Below are 12699 nucleotides of genomic sequence, written 5' to 3'. Positions count from 1 at the left end.
ATTACCGTTATTCTGACTGACTTATCGCTATCTGAAGTGTTTACCCCTGACAGCGGAGGCGCATTTTAGAGATTTATTTAAAAAGGTCAATACTAGAATAGAGAAAAATTTGTATTTTTTTATTCAATTGAGTAAATTGTGGTTTGTTAAAAAAATGTAGTGCCGATAAAGAGAAAAATCAAAGAACTTAAAAAGGTGGTGATTGTGGTAAAAGTTTTACTCTCTTGGATGGCAATTTTTTTGATGCTAGCTTCAAATCCATCACTTGCTGTGACAGATTCTCAAGAGAATGCATTAGAAAAGCCAAGTAAAAAATCCATCGTATTTTTTAAACGACAAGTTAAATCAAACAACTCTGTAGAGAATGCTGTTAAATCCTTAATTGCTCGATACCCCGAAAAAGCGAGTAATTTTGTAAAAGTAGCGTTATTTACCTACCCTGAAAAATATGAAGAAATCATTCGTGCAAGTGTCATTGCAAAACCCGTAATTGTCGATGAGATAATAAAATTAGCAAACCATTATAAAGTATCAGCTCCAACTAACATTGTCGCAATAGCTGTAAACGCAGAACCATCTTACGCAGAAGTAGCAACCAAGGCTGCCTGTAAATATTCTCCCGAAGATTTTACCGAAATAGTTAGAACAGCGGTAAAAAGCGAACCTGACTCGGCCGACCAGATTGCACAGAAATTAGTCACGGCTTATCCAAATCGAGCTCTCGAAATATTAGTAACTACAATAAAAGAAGTACCTTACGTCGGAAAGTACGTATTAGACGCATTACTTGCTTTGGTTCAGGAAGACAAAGATACGACTGAAGACATGATAGTTGCTTCCATAGAGCAACTGGCTGACTACCCAAGTGCAATGGAACGCTTAGTAAAACTCGCAAAAGAACACAAAATAGATGCAAACAAGGTATCGACAAGTGCAATAAAGGGCGGACTTGACGAAGAATCAGTAGCATCGCTCATTAAGACACATTATTAAGAAAAAGCTTAATAATAAATTACGGACACAAAAAACCCGGCTATTGCCGGGTTTTTTACATCAGTATTAGTTGATTACTCTTCGATAGCCTCTTCGACTTCTTCTACTTCAACTACTGGACGGTCAACTAATTCTACGTAAGCCATTGGCGCATTGTCTCCAGCGCGGAAACCGCACTTAAGTATACGAATATAGCCACCTGGACGCGCTTCATAACGCGGACCAAGTTCGTTGAAAAGTTTACCTACTACTTCTTTATCACCAGTTCTTGCCATCGCCAAACGACGATTGGCTACACTGTCTTGCTTGGCAAGTGTAATAAGAGGTTCAATCACTCGACGTAACTCTTTTGCTTTTGGCACAGTAGTTTTAATGACTTCGTGCTTTACTAAAGAACCTGCCATGTTTTTAAACATAGCTTGTCTGTGACTGCTATTGCGATTTAACTGTCTACCACTCTTGCGATGGCGCATAGCTCTATCCTTCTTTAAAAATCAGTTTACTAATAACCTGATTAGTCTTTTTCAGCGATGCTCTCAGGTGGCCAATTCTCTAGGCGCATGCCCAAAGACAAACCACGAGAAGCAAGTACATCTTTAATTTCTGTAAGTGACTTCTTACCAAGGTTTGGCGTTTTAAGAAGTTCAACTTCAGTACGCTGTACCAGGTCACCAATGTATTGGATAGCTTCCGCTTTCAAACAGTTTGCAGAACGAACCGTTAGTTCTAAATCGTCGACTGGACGAAGTAGAATTGGATCAAATTCTGGTTTTTCTTCTTTTTGCTCTGGAACAGAAATATCACGCAGTTCTACGAACGCGCCTAACTGATCAACAAAAATAGTAGCCGCGCGACGAATGGCTTCTTCCGGATCTAGTGTTCCGTTAGTTTCCATATCAATAATAAGCTTATCTAAGTCAGTACGTTGTTCTACACGTGCAGACTCCACAGAATAAGCTATACGCTCTACCGGACTGAATGAAGCATCAACTAATAAACGACCAATTGGACGATCATCATCTTCAGAGGAACGACGAGCCGAAGCTGGAACGTACCCGCGACCCATTTCTACTTTAATGCGCATGCTGATTTCAGCATCGCCAGTCAAAGTACAAATGACATGATCAGGGTTAACGATTTCTACATCACCGTCGTGTTGAATATCCCCAGCTAGTACTGGGCCTGCACCAGATTTGACCAAGGTTAGTGTAGCCTCAGTTTTACCTTCGAGCTTGACAGCTAAACCTTTGAGGTTTAGCAAGATTTCTAATACGTCTTCTTGCACGCCCTCTTTAGCAGTGTATTCATGTAAAACACCGTCAATCTCTACTTCACTAACTGCACAACCTGGCATAGAAGAGAGTAAAATGCGACGTAATGCATTGCCCAGAGTGTGGCCGAACCCACGCTCTAACGGCTCAAGTGTTACTTTTGCACGAGTAGCAGAAACGTTTTCAATTTCAACTAATCTTGGCTTTAGGAATTCGGTCACTGAACCCACGATGTTTCCTCTTTAGTTATGCTTTACTTAGAGTAAAGTTCGACAATCAACTGTTCGTTTATGTCCGCAGACAAATCCGTTCTCTCAGGAATGCGTTTGAACACACCTTCCAATTTAGTATTGTCAACTTCCAACCATGTTGGCTTTTCACGCTGATCAGCTAATTCAAGAGCAGCGCCAATGCGAGCTTGCTTTTTCGCTTTTTCGCGAACCGCAACCACATCCTCAGCTTTCACGTTAAATGAAGGAACGTTAACTACTTGTCCATTAACTAGGATAGCCTTGTGGCTAACAAGTTGACGTGCTTCAGCACGAGTACTTGCAAATCCCATACGGTATACAACGTTGTCTAAACGTTGCTCAAGAAGTACTAACAAGTTTTCACCTGTGTTGCCTTTAAGACGAGCAGCTTCTTTATAGTAGTTTCTAAATTGTTTTTCTAATACGCCATACATACGACGTACTTTTTGCTTTTCACGCAATTGAACACCGTAATCAGAAAGGCGTCCACGACGGGCACCATGCTGACCAGGAGCAGTGTCAATTTTACACTTGCTGTCAATTGCTCTTACGCCGCTTTTAAGGAACAAGTCGGTTCCTTCACGACGACTTAGTTTGAGTTTTGGACCCAAATATCTAGCCATGATCTTTCTCCAACTCTTCGTCTATACGCGACGTTTTTTAGGTGGACGACATCCGTTGTGAGGGATTGGCGTCACATCTGTGATATTAGTGATTTTGTAACCCGTAGCATTTAATGCACGAATTGCAGATTCACGACCTGGACCTGGTCCTTTTACGAATACTTCAATATTTTTTAAGCCGTATTCTTGCGCAGCTACACCTGCTCTCTCGGCAGCAACCTGTGCTGCAAAAGGAGTAGATTTACGTGAGCCACGGAAACCAGAACCACCTGAGGTAGCCCAAGATAGAGCGTTACCTTGACGGTCTGTAATAGTCACAATTGTATTGTTAAAAGATGCATGGATATGAGCCATACCATCAGCTACCTGACGTTTTACACGTTTACGTGCACGGGTAGGTGTTTTAGCCATAGGTTATCTCCCTCGCTTACTTCTTAATAGGTTTACGAGGACCTTTACGTGTACGCGCATTGGTTTTAGTGCGCTGACCACGTAGAGGTAAGCTACGACGGTGGCGAATACCACGGAAGCAACCTAGGTCCATCAAACGTTTTATGCTCATTGAAACTTCACGACGTAAGTCACCTTCTACAGTGAATTTCGCTACTTCGTCACGAAGCTTATCTATAGTTGTCTCATCCAATTCTTTAATTTTGGTAGACTCTGATACACCTGCTTTTACGCAAATTTCTTTTGCGCGTGTTGCACCAATGCCATAAATTGACTGTAGTGCAATAACTGTATGCTTGTGTTCAGGAACGTTAATGCCGGCGATACGGGCCATTAACTGCACTCCTCTAAATTATAAGTTACTAGCCTAAAAAGCCCGTTAGGATACTTACCCAGTAACTAAATTGCAAATAAAGTCTAGTGGTCACATTAAATCAAATATTAATGTGACCCATATAGACTCACTATTTTTAGATTAACCTTGCCTTTGCTTATGCTTTGGCTCTACACAGATCACTCTAACAACGCCGTTACGTTTAATGATCTTGCAGTTACGGCAAATCTTCTTAACGGATGCACGAACTTTCATTACATCACTCCGTAAATGCCTAACCTTTAAGGTTAGCTTTTTTGAGAACATCCCCGTATTGATGTGACATCAAATGGGTCTGCACCTGGGCCATAAAATCCATAATCACTACGCATATAATGAGAAGTGAAGTACCACCGAAGTAAAATGGAACATTAAACCACAGCAGCAGGAATTCAGGCACTAAACAAACAAAAGTAATATAGAGAGCACCAGCTAGGGTTAAACGCGTCATCACTTTATCAATATAGCGTGACGTTTGCTCTCCAGGCCTTATACCAGGTATAAACGCACCAGACTTTTTCAAATTATCCGCTGTATCACGTGGATTAAACATCAACGCGGTATAGAAGAAACAGAAAAATATAATCGTAATTGCGTACAGAATTACGTATAAAGGTTGTCCAGGCGACAATGCTAAAGACACATCAGTTAAAAATGAAAGCGATTCATTTTGACCAAACATGCCTGACAATGTGCTTGGAAACAGAATGATACTCGATGCAAAGATGGGTGGGATAACACCAGCCATGTTCACCTTCAAAGGAAGGTGAGAGCTTTGCGCAGCAAATACCTTTCTGCCTTGTTGTCTCTTCGCATAGTTTACTACTATACGACGCTGAGCTCGCTCAACAAAAACAACTAAATACGTAAGTGCAACCACAATTGCGCCAATAACAATTAAGAACAAAATGTTCACATCACCTTGTCTTGCCTGCTCAGCAGTTTGTCCGATTGCAGTAGGAAGACCAGCGACGATACCAGCAAAAATGAGTATCGATATACCGTTCCCAATGCCACGTTCTGTAATTTGTTCACCTAACCACATTAGAAACATAGTCCCAGTGACCAAACTAACAATTGCAGTGAAATAAAATGCAAAACCTGGGTCAATTACTAGACCTGGAATCAATTGCGGTAACCCTGTGGCGATACCAATGGATTGAAATGTAGCAAGTACAAGTGTCAAATAACGAGTATATTGACTGATTTTTCGCGTACCTGATTGTCCTTCTTTTTTCAATTCTTTCAGAGGTTCATGTACCGTCGCCATCAGCTGCATAATAATTGATGCAGTGATATACGGCATAATACCCAGTGCTAGCACTGATGCTCGTTCGAGCGCACCACCAGAAAACATGTTAAACATGCCAACAATCGTGCCGGTTTGTTGTTCAAAAATTTGAGACAACACATTACCATCGATGCCTGGAATTGGTACATATGAACCAAGTCTGAAAACGAAAATTGCGCCAAGTACGAACAACAAGCGAGACTTAAGCTCACTTAAACCACCTGCACTTGAACCTTGCCCTGGTTTCGCCATTTAGGTTATTCCTCTACTTTACCGCCTGCAGCATTAATCGCTTCTAATGCGCCCTTAGTGACTTTTAAGCCATTGACTGTAACAGCACGGCTGATTTCGCCACTTTTGATAACTTTAACATGCAACATTTCTTTTTTAACAAGACCTGCTGCTTTCAAAGTTTCTAGCGACACAACATCACCTTCGACTTTAGCGATTTCGCTCAATGTAACTTGATCAGTAACACGCGAGATACGCGACGTAAAACCGAACTTAGGCAAGCGACGCTGAATAGGCATTTGACCGCCTTCAAATCCAGGCTTCACTGAACCACCAGAACGGCTTTTTTGACCTTTGTGTCCACGGCCACCTGTTTTACCTAGGCCTGAACCGATACCGCGACCAACACGCTTACCTGAATTTTTAGCTCCAGGTGCAGGAGCAATAGTGTTTAATCTCATCTTTTACTCCTCAACAATTTCAACCATGTAATTAACACGATTTACCATGCCACGTACTGACGGCGTATCTTCAAGCTCACTAACCTGACCGATTTTACGCAAACCAAGACCTACTAATGTAGCCTTGTGCTTTGGTAAACGACCGATTGAGCTTTTAGTTTGCTTAACTTTAATCGTTTTAGCCATGTTCGATTACCCCAAAATCTCGTTTACCGGCAATCCACGTTTTGCTGCAACTTTCTCTGGTGAGTTCATTTCTACCAAAGCATTAATTGTCGCACGTACTACGTTGATTGGGTTAGTTGAGCCGTAACATTTTGAAAGGACGTTTTGTACACCAGCAACTTCTAGTACTGCACGCATCGCACCACCAGCAATAATACCGGTACCTTCTGATGCTGGCTGCATGTATACTTTAGAGCCTGAGTGACGACCTTTAATTGGGTGTTGTAGAGTGTTGCCGTTAAGGTCTACCGTCACCATATTGCGGCGTGCTTTTTCCATTGCTTTTTGAATAGCAGCTGGAACTTCACGTGCTTTACCGTAACCAAAACCCACACGGCCGTTGCCATCACCAACCACGGTCAATGCAGTAAAGCTAAAGATACGTCCACCTTTAACTACTTTTGACACGCGGTTCACAGCGATAAGCTTTTCTAACAAGTCACCTTGTTGCTGAACTTCTTGTTTAGCCATTATTAACTCCTAGAACTGAAGACCCGCTTCACGAGCGGCATCAGCCAGTGCTTTCACACGACCGTGATATTTAAAACCACTTCTATCGAAAGCAACGTCTTTTACGCCTTTTTCGATAGCACGTTCTGCGATCGCTTTACCCACAGCCGCTGCTGCTTCTGCATTGCCGGTAGACTTAAGCTCACTTTTGATTGCTTTTTCTACTGTAGAAGCTGCCGCAATTACCTCAGAACCGCTTGGCGCGATCAACTGAGCATAGATGTGGCGTGGTGTGCGATTAACGACTAAGCGGTTTACAGCTAGTTCGCTGATTTTTTTACGTGCGCGAGTCGCGCGACGTATACGAGCTGATTTCTTATCCATCTCACTCACCTACTTTTTCTTGGCTTCTTTACGACGTACAACTTCATCTGCGTAACGAACACCTTTACCTTTGTAAGGCTCTGGTGGACGATAAGCGCGAATATTAGCTGCGACCTGACCAACGACCTGCTTATCGATGCCTTTAACAACGATTTCAGTTTGCGATGGTGTTTCTACCGTAATACCTTGTGGCATTTCGTAGACGACTGGGTGTGAAAAGCCCAACGTCAAATTTAGTTTGCTACCTTGCGCTTGGGCACGATAACCAACACCATTGAGTTGAAGTTTCTTTTCAAAACCTTGAGTAACACCAACTACCATTGAATTTAATAACGCGCGAGCTGTACCAGCTTGTGCCCATCCATTTTCAAACCCATCTTTTGGAGAGGTAGTGAGTTGGGCATCTTCTTGTACAACGTTTACAGCGTCGTTAAATACTCGAGTTAGTGTTCCTTTAGAACCCTTAACTGTAACTTCTTGTCCAGCGATATTTACTTCTACACCAGAGGCGATAGCTACAGGCGCTTTTGCAACACGTGACATTCTATTCTCCTCGTTACGCTACATAACCGATGATCTCACCGCCCATACCAGCTTTACGCGCAGCACGGTCAGTCATCACACCTTTTGAGGTAGACACGATAGCAATACCAAGTCCGCCAAGTACCTTAGGAAGCTCATCTTTCTTTTTGTAGATGCGCAAACCAGGACGGCTTACTCTTTGAATTGTATCAATTACTTTTTTACCTTCGAAGTACTTCAAGCTTACTTCAAGTGTAGGTTTAACATCACCTTCAACTTTAAAGCCTTCGACATAACCTTCTTCTTGAAGAAGCTTTGCGATTGCAACACGAAGCTTAGAAGAGGGCATAGAAACCGCAACTTTAGAGGCCTGTTGGCCGTTACGAATTCGGGTAAACATATCCGCGATAGGATCTTGCATGCTCATTATAGCTACTCCTTACCAGCTGGCTTTTTTAAGGCCAGGGACTTCACCACGCATTGCAGCTTCGCGAAGCTTAATACGAGAAAGACCAAATTTGCGTAGGAAACCATGTGGACGACCAGTAACACGGCAGCGATTTTGCTTACGTGAAAGTGACGAATCACGCGGAAGTTTTTGTAGCTTAAGAACAGCGTCCCAACGCTCTTCGTCAGAAGCATTCACATCATTAATGACCGCTTTCAAAGCAAGGCGCTTTGCTGAATACTTCTTAACCAGCTTGGCACGTTTTACTTCACGTGCTTTCATTGATTCTTTTGCCATAACCCTACACCTTATTTTCTAAACGGGAAGCTAAACGCGCTCAATAAAGCGTGTGCTTCTTCGTTAGTATTTGCACTGGTAGTGATAGTAATATCCATACCGCGTACTTTATCCACTTTATCGAAATCGATTTCAGGGAAGATGATTTGCTCGCGAACACCCATGCTATAGTTGCCTCGACCATCAAAAGATTTAGGGTTAAGACCACGGAAGTCACGGATACGAGGAATTGTAATTGAGATTAAACGCTCAAGAAATTCCCACATACGTTCGCCACGTAGGGTTACTTTACAGCCAATCGGATAACCTTCACGGATTTTAAAACCCGCTACTGATTTTCTTGCAACTGTGACAACTGGCTTTTGACCAGCAATAGCTGCCATGTCAGCTTGCGCAGACTCTAGCACTTTTTTGTCAGCAACTGCTTCACCTAAACCCATGTTTAAGGTGATTTTTTCAATCCGAGGGACTTGCATGACGCTTTTGTACCCGAACTGCTTAGCAAGTTCAGCTACTACTGTTTCTTTATAGAAATCATGCAGTTTCGCCATCGTACTCTCCAATTAATTAAACTAGTTCACCGTTAGACTTGAAGAAACGTACTTTCTTTCCTTCTTCGTCACGGAAACCAACGCGATCTGCTTTGCCCGTTGCTGGGTTAACAATCGCTACATTAGACACATGAATAGATGCTTCTTTCTCAATGATTCCACCTGGCTCGCCCAATTGTGGGTTTGCTTTTTGGTGTTTCTTGACGATGTTCACACCTTCAACATAAACGCGGTCAGACTCAGTAACAACGCGAAGAACTTTGCCTTGCTTGCCTTTGTCTTTACCTGCAATTACGACTATTTCATCATCACGACGAATTTTTCTAGCCATTATCGTGACTCCTTATAGTACCTCTGGGGCCAATGAGATGATTTTCATGAAGTTATCTCCACGAAGCTCACGTGTGACCGGGCCAAAGATACGCGTACCAATAGGTTGCTTGTTTGCGTTAAGCAATACAGCTGCGTTGTTATCGAAACGAATGGTTGAACCATCTGCGCGACGAACGCCTTTCCTAGTACGCACCACCACTGCATTCAGTACGTCACCTTTTTTAACTTTACCGCGAGGAATTGCTTCCTTAACAGTAACTTTGATGATGTCACCGATATGTGCATAACGGCGATGCGAGCCACCAAGAACCTTAATACACTGAACCCTGCGAGCGCCGCTGTTATCAGCAACATCCAGGTTAGTTTGCATTTGGATCATGTTAGTGCTCCGCTGTTAAATATACCGACTCAAATTGAGCCATAAAGCCGCTATTTTTCTACATTTCTGTAGAAAAATAGACCATACCCCCATAAAAAGGGCGCGAAACTATAACAGAACTCTGTTCAAAACGACAGCGAAATTTAACTTTATTTTTAATTTAGTTGTTGCTGCAAAATTAAACCAAATAGTTAAAAGAAATTATAATCCGTATGCTCATTGTTAGAAGGGGTAGCCATGACACAACAACCCAAAACCATACTAAAGTATAATTCAACAAAGCCGTTATCTAATTAAGTTTCGTATCTTGATATGTCTCTACAACACATTTCAAGTCAGTAATGTAACAACTCAGATTTACTGGGTGAGAAGTTCCTTGGCCAATGACAATGCTAAAAAAAGTTAATGTTTCTCAAGCTATATCACTCATCATAGCTATCCCCACTTTCCTACTTTGCACGGCTGTAGCTTTACTGATGTATGAATATGGACAAAATTCAAAAAACCAGCAACTCGTTATCGATATTGTAAATATCGCCAGCTTGCTTGACGGCGTGGCGCACACACATGCGGTGGAACGAGGAACCTCAGCCGGATTTTTAGGTAGTAAGGGTCAGGTTGGTCAAGAAGCAATGCTCAAGGCTCGACAAAATGCAGATACAGCAGAGAATAAACTCAAGAATTTTGATGCCGAAGAATTGTCCCAATATTCAAGCAACGAGTTTAACTATCTTAGACAGCAATTACTGCAGACTCTTGCGGAGAAAAATAGAGTAAGGAAAAAGGTTGATGCACTCACTCCTTCAAATGGTGCGTTTGACTACTACTCTAGAGTAAACAAGATTGCATTATCTAATATTCAGCGCATTTCGATGTCGATAAACGACCAACAAGCTTCAACACTTATGAGTGCAAAATTAAATTTATTGTGGATGAAAGAACGCGCGGGACAATACCGAGGAGCCCTAAACGGCGCGTTTAAAAACGGCAAGGTGTCTCCTATAAGGCATGCTCAAATCATGCAGTTTGTAAACGACGAACAAAATAAGCTGGATGATTTAACGACATGGGCACCTGAAGAATACAAAGAAGCATTGAAAAAACTCTCTGCCTCGAGCCATTGGGGACAAGTTGCAAATGCAGTACAAAGCTTCTCCATGGCAGAAAATTTGGATCAAATTACTGGCCCTAGTAAATGGTTTGAGATTGCCACAAAGCGCATAGGCGATATTAAGTCCATTAGCGACAAACTCTCTGTGCGTTTGCAAGATAGTTCTCAGTTAAGCAGTGACAGAGCGAGAATAAAAGAAATCACCTTAGTCGTTGTCCTCCTTATCTCCGTCACCCCCTTAATTTTTATTGGCTTAAAGCTACGCAAGTCAATTTGTTACCGTGTAAAGATGATAAACCAGTATTTATCGCGCATTGATGAAGATAAAGACTTCAACCAAACGATTAGTGATAACAAACAAGATGAACTATCAGAGATTTCAAGGGCATTAAACAGTCATGTTTTCAACATGAAAACATGTTTAGGAGACATCAAGCAGCAAATAATGACCTCCTCTGACAGCCTAAGCAAAATGGCAAACTCCTCCTCAATTGTCGAATCAGCCTCATTAGAGCAGCAAGAACAAAATGCAGAAATTGTTGAGTCAATAAAACAAATGACTGAAGCGAGCAATATTATTGCCAAAGATATGGCACATTCGGCTGAGCTGACAGACAAAATCAATCGTTCTGGTAAAACCAACGGTAAAAACATAGAAGAAATCACTCGTACAATTTCTGCACTTGAAGGTGAAATAAAACAGTCTCATACAGTTGTACAAGAAGTAGCAGGAAATACGGAAGCCATTGGCAGTATACTGCAAACAATAGAAGCCATAGCCGAACAAACCAATTTACTTGCGTTAAATGCGGCAATTGAGGCTGCCAGAGCGGGTGACCAAGGCAGAGGTTTTGCTGTTGTCGCGGACGAAGTTAGGAACTTAGCAAAGCGTACCCAGGATTCCACCGAAGAAATTAACCAAATGATCGAATCACTTATTTCTAGCGCTGAGAAAGCGACAAACGCGATGGAGAGTTGCCTCAACCTAACAGAAGCGTCAACTTCAAAAGTAAGTGAAAACAAGCAAAACATTGGCGAGTTATTCGACGACATTGAGTCGCTAAATGCATCGATTGAAGAGGTAGCGTCGGCTATTGAGGAACAATCAACTGTTTCTATTCAGGTGAACGGTAGTATCCAAAAAATTGAAGATGGAAGCATGAGAATGTTAGATGCCAGTAAAACAAATAGCGAAGCCTTAACACAGCTTTCTGCTGAATTTGATAAAGTCCTCAATAAGGTAAAAACGTTTAAGCTAAATTAGCTTGGCAAAGCAGCCAAGCCACTAGTATTTCAGCAAAGCATAAACTCAAGCCAAACTGCGTTGCCGAACCAACTCGTACAAGCAAATACCTGTAGCAACCGATACATTCAAGCTAGATACAGTACCTGCCATGGGTAACTTGACGAGCTCGTCGCAATTTTCGCGTGTTAACCTGCGCATGCCTTTGCCTTCCGCTCCCATCACCAATGCAATTGCACCTTTGTATGAACTAGCGTAAAGAGATTGTGTTGCTTCTCCTGCTGTGCCAACCACCCACACGTTCTCGGATTGCATATGTTTGATTGTTCGAGATAAGTTTGTTACTTGGATCAATGGAATAACTTCTGCTGCGCCGCATGCGACTTTTCTTACGACTGGGCTCAAAGTAGCAGATTTATCTTTAGGTACAACGACAGCGTTAACACCCGCGGCTTCCGCGGTGCGCAAACATGCGCCTAGGTTATGCGGATCCGTCACACCATCCAAAACGAGTAGAAAAGCATTATCTGTTGTTTGCAGTATGTTATCCAAATCGCTTTCATTTAGGATCTTCGCTGGTTTCGCTCTAGCGACAACACCTTGATGTTGTTCACCTTTCGCTTTGTCGTCCAAGGTCTTACGATGACAAAAGTTAAGGGAAATACCGTTTTTCCTAGCAAGATTAATAATCTTGTTTAGCCTTTCATCATCTCGCCCTTTTGCGACAAATACTTCGATGACTCGCTCAGGTTCTCTTGATAAAACCGCAGACAAGGCATGCATGCCGTAAATGAGTTCTTGTTGCGCCAACT

20 protein-coding genes are annotated in these 12699 nt (G+C 42.2%); 2 read left to right on the top strand and 18 right to left on the bottom strand.

Annotation, left to right across the window (positions count from 1 at the left end):
- Positions 1-204 precede the first annotated feature (204 nt).
- A complete protein-coding gene (locus ACFOHL_RS14705; protein WP_376920999.1) occupies positions 205-993 on the top strand; it encodes a hypothetical protein in 789 nt (262 codons plus the stop codon).
- A gap of 74 nt (positions 994-1067) precedes the next feature.
- Here the strand turns inward: ACFOHL_RS14705 and rplQ are convergent, their stop codons facing one another.
- The 17 genes from rplQ to rplN form a co-directional block, all read right to left on the bottom strand.
- Entirely contained in the window at positions 1068-1466 is a 399-nt protein-coding gene (gene rplQ, locus ACFOHL_RS14700; protein ID WP_376920998.1) for a 50S ribosomal protein L17, read from the bottom strand.
- A gap of 41 nt (positions 1467-1507) precedes the next feature.
- Positions 1508-2497: a DNA-directed RNA polymerase subunit alpha gene (locus ACFOHL_RS14695; RefSeq protein WP_376921001.1), complete on the bottom strand. Its 990-nt coding sequence runs from the start codon at positions 2495-2497 to the stop codon at positions 1508-1510.
- A gap of 20 nt (positions 2498-2517) precedes the next feature.
- Positions 2518-3138 (bottom strand): 30S ribosomal protein S4, encoded by a 621-nt coding sequence (rpsD, locus tag ACFOHL_RS14690; protein ID WP_376920997.1) that lies wholly within the window; start codon positions 3136-3138, stop codon positions 2518-2520.
- Positions 3139-3159: 21 nt separating this feature from the next.
- Positions 3160-3549: a 30S ribosomal protein S11 gene (gene rpsK / locus ACFOHL_RS14685; RefSeq protein WP_376920996.1), complete on the bottom strand. Its 390-nt coding sequence runs from the start codon at positions 3547-3549 to the stop codon at positions 3160-3162.
- A 16-nt stretch (positions 3550-3565) separates the two neighbouring features.
- Entirely contained in the window at positions 3566-3922 is a 357-nt protein-coding gene (gene rpsM, locus ACFOHL_RS14680; RefSeq protein ID WP_376920995.1) for a 30S ribosomal protein S13, read from the bottom strand.
- Between the two features lie 141 nt (positions 3923-4063).
- Positions 4064-4177, bottom strand: a complete 114-nt coding sequence (gene rpmJ / locus ACFOHL_RS14675) for a 50S ribosomal protein L36 (RefSeq protein ID WP_075607266.1) — start codon at positions 4175-4177, stop codon at positions 4064-4066.
- Between the two features lie 19 nt (positions 4178-4196).
- Positions 4197-5504 (bottom strand): preprotein translocase subunit SecY, encoded by a 1308-nt coding sequence (secY, locus tag ACFOHL_RS14670; protein WP_376920994.1) that lies wholly within the window; start codon positions 5502-5504, stop codon positions 4197-4199.
- A 5-nt stretch (positions 5505-5509) separates the two neighbouring features.
- Positions 5510-5944, bottom strand: coding sequence for a 50S ribosomal protein L15 (rplO, locus tag ACFOHL_RS14665; RefSeq protein ID WP_376920993.1), 435 nt, complete (start codon positions 5942-5944; stop codon positions 5510-5512).
- Between the two features lie 3 nt (positions 5945-5947).
- Positions 5948-6130 (bottom strand): 50S ribosomal protein L30, encoded by a 183-nt coding sequence (gene rpmD / locus ACFOHL_RS14660; protein WP_376920992.1) that lies wholly within the window; start codon positions 6128-6130, stop codon positions 5948-5950.
- Between the two features lie 6 nt (positions 6131-6136).
- Positions 6137-6640 (bottom strand): 30S ribosomal protein S5, encoded by a 504-nt coding sequence (gene rpsE, locus ACFOHL_RS14655; protein WP_376920991.1) that lies wholly within the window; start codon positions 6638-6640, stop codon positions 6137-6139.
- Between the two features lie 9 nt (positions 6641-6649).
- The gene (gene rplR / locus ACFOHL_RS14650; protein WP_376920990.1) at positions 6650-7003 is read right to left on the bottom strand and encodes a 50S ribosomal protein L18; all 354 of its coding nucleotides are present in this window, start codon (positions 7001-7003) and stop codon (positions 6650-6652) included.
- Positions 7004-7012: 9 nt separating this feature from the next.
- Complete coding sequence (gene rplF / locus ACFOHL_RS14645) at positions 7013-7546, bottom strand: 50S ribosomal protein L6 (protein ID WP_376920989.1); 534 nt, start codon at positions 7544-7546, stop codon at positions 7013-7015.
- Between the two features lie 13 nt (positions 7547-7559).
- Positions 7560-7952: a 30S ribosomal protein S8 gene (gene rpsH, locus ACFOHL_RS14640; protein WP_376920988.1), complete on the bottom strand. Its 393-nt coding sequence runs from the start codon at positions 7950-7952 to the stop codon at positions 7560-7562.
- Positions 7953-7964: 12 nt separating this feature from the next.
- Positions 7965-8270: a 30S ribosomal protein S14 gene (rpsN, locus tag ACFOHL_RS14635; protein WP_376920987.1), complete on the bottom strand. Its 306-nt coding sequence runs from the start codon at positions 8268-8270 to the stop codon at positions 7965-7967.
- An 11-nt stretch (positions 8271-8281) separates the two neighbouring features.
- Positions 8282-8821 (bottom strand): 50S ribosomal protein L5, encoded by a 540-nt coding sequence (gene rplE / locus ACFOHL_RS14630; RefSeq protein ID WP_376920986.1) that lies wholly within the window; start codon positions 8819-8821, stop codon positions 8282-8284.
- Between the two features lie 16 nt (positions 8822-8837).
- Positions 8838-9152, bottom strand: coding sequence for a 50S ribosomal protein L24 (gene rplX, locus ACFOHL_RS14625; protein WP_376920985.1), 315 nt, complete (start codon positions 9150-9152; stop codon positions 8838-8840).
- Between the two features lie 12 nt (positions 9153-9164).
- On the bottom strand, positions 9165-9533 hold the full coding sequence (rplN, locus tag ACFOHL_RS14620; RefSeq protein ID WP_124029309.1) for a 50S ribosomal protein L14: 369 nt from the start codon (positions 9531-9533) through the stop codon (positions 9165-9167).
- 389 nt (positions 9534-9922) lie between these two features.
- On the opposite strand from rplN, the gene ACFOHL_RS14615 reads away from it, so the two are divergent.
- Positions 9923-11908: a methyl-accepting chemotaxis protein gene (locus tag ACFOHL_RS14615; protein ID WP_376920984.1), complete on the top strand. Its 1986-nt coding sequence runs from the start codon at positions 9923-9925 to the stop codon at positions 11906-11908.
- Positions 11909-11953: 45 nt separating this feature from the next.
- On the opposite strand, the gene rlmB is transcribed toward ACFOHL_RS14615, so the two are convergent.
- Positions 11954-12697: a 23S rRNA (guanosine(2251)-2'-O)-methyltransferase RlmB gene (gene rlmB, locus ACFOHL_RS14610; protein ID WP_376920983.1), complete on the bottom strand. Its 744-nt coding sequence runs from the start codon at positions 12695-12697 to the stop codon at positions 11954-11956.
- Positions 12698-12699: the final 2 nt, after the last annotated feature.

Origin of the sequence: Agaribacter flavus, from assembly GCF_042646125.1 — a bacterium.
GTDB classification, from domain to species: Bacteria; Pseudomonadota; Gammaproteobacteria; order Enterobacterales; family Alteromonadaceae; genus Glaciecola; species Glaciecola flavus.
This window is presented reverse-complemented; position numbering and strand designations above follow the sequence as displayed.

Bases quoted from the DNA above. Each gene is read 5' to 3' on its own strand.
- rpsM (WP_376920995.1), bottom strand. From the start codon at position 3,922: ATGGCCCGTATCGCCGGCATTAACGTTCCTGAACACAAGCATACAGTT.
- rplX (WP_376920985.1), bottom strand. From the start codon at position 9,152: ATGGCTAGAAAAATTCGTCGTGATGATGAAATAGTCGTAATTGCAGGT.
- rpsK (WP_376920996.1), bottom strand. From the start codon at position 3,549: ATGGCTAAAACACCTACCCGTGCACGTAAACGTGTAAAACGTCAGGTA.
- rpsH (WP_376920988.1), bottom strand. From the start codon at position 7,952: ATGAGCATGCAAGATCCTATCGCGGATATGTTTACCCGAATTCGTAAC.
- rpsE (WP_376920991.1), bottom strand. From the start codon at position 6,640: ATGGCTAAACAAGAAGTTCAGCAACAAGGTGACTTGTTAGAAAAGCTT.
- rplN (WP_124029309.1), bottom strand. From the start codon at position 9,533: ATGATCCAAATGCAAACTAACCTGGATGTTGCTGATAACAGCGGCGCT.
- rplQ (WP_376920998.1), bottom strand. From the start codon at position 1,466: ATGCGCCATCGCAAGAGTGGTAGACAGTTAAATCGCAATAGCAGTCAC.
- rplE (WP_376920986.1), bottom strand. From the start codon at position 8,821: ATGGCGAAACTGCATGATTTCTATAAAGAAACAGTAGTAGCTGAACTT.
- rplO (WP_376920993.1), bottom strand. From the start codon at position 5,944: ATGAGATTAAACACTATTGCTCCTGCACCTGGAGCTAAAAATTCAGGT.
- rplR (WP_376920990.1), bottom strand. From the start codon at position 7,003: ATGGATAAGAAATCAGCTCGTATACGTCGCGCGACTCGCGCACGTAAA.
- rplF (WP_376920989.1), bottom strand. From the start codon at position 7,546: ATGTCACGTGTTGCAAAAGCGCCTGTAGCTATCGCCTCTGGTGTAGAA.
- rpmD (WP_376920992.1), bottom strand. From the start codon at position 6,130: ATGGCTAAAACGATTAAAGTTAAGCAAACTAAAAGCTCAATCGGTCGT.
- rpsD (WP_376920997.1), bottom strand. From the start codon at position 3,138: ATGGCTAGATATTTGGGTCCAAAACTCAAACTAAGTCGTCGTGAAGGA.
- ACFOHL_RS14615 (WP_376920984.1), top strand. From the start codon at position 9,923: ATGCTAAAAAAAGTTAATGTTTCTCAAGCTATATCACTCATCATAGCT.
- rpmJ (WP_075607266.1), bottom strand. From the start codon at position 4,177: ATGAAAGTTCGTGCATCCGTTAAGAAGATTTGCCGTAACTGCAAGATC.
- rpsN (WP_376920987.1), bottom strand. From the start codon at position 8,270: ATGGCAAAAGAATCAATGAAAGCACGTGAAGTAAAACGTGCCAAGCTG.
- secY (WP_376920994.1), bottom strand. From the start codon at position 5,504: ATGGCGAAACCAGGGCAAGGTTCAAGTGCAGGTGGTTTAAGTGAGCTT.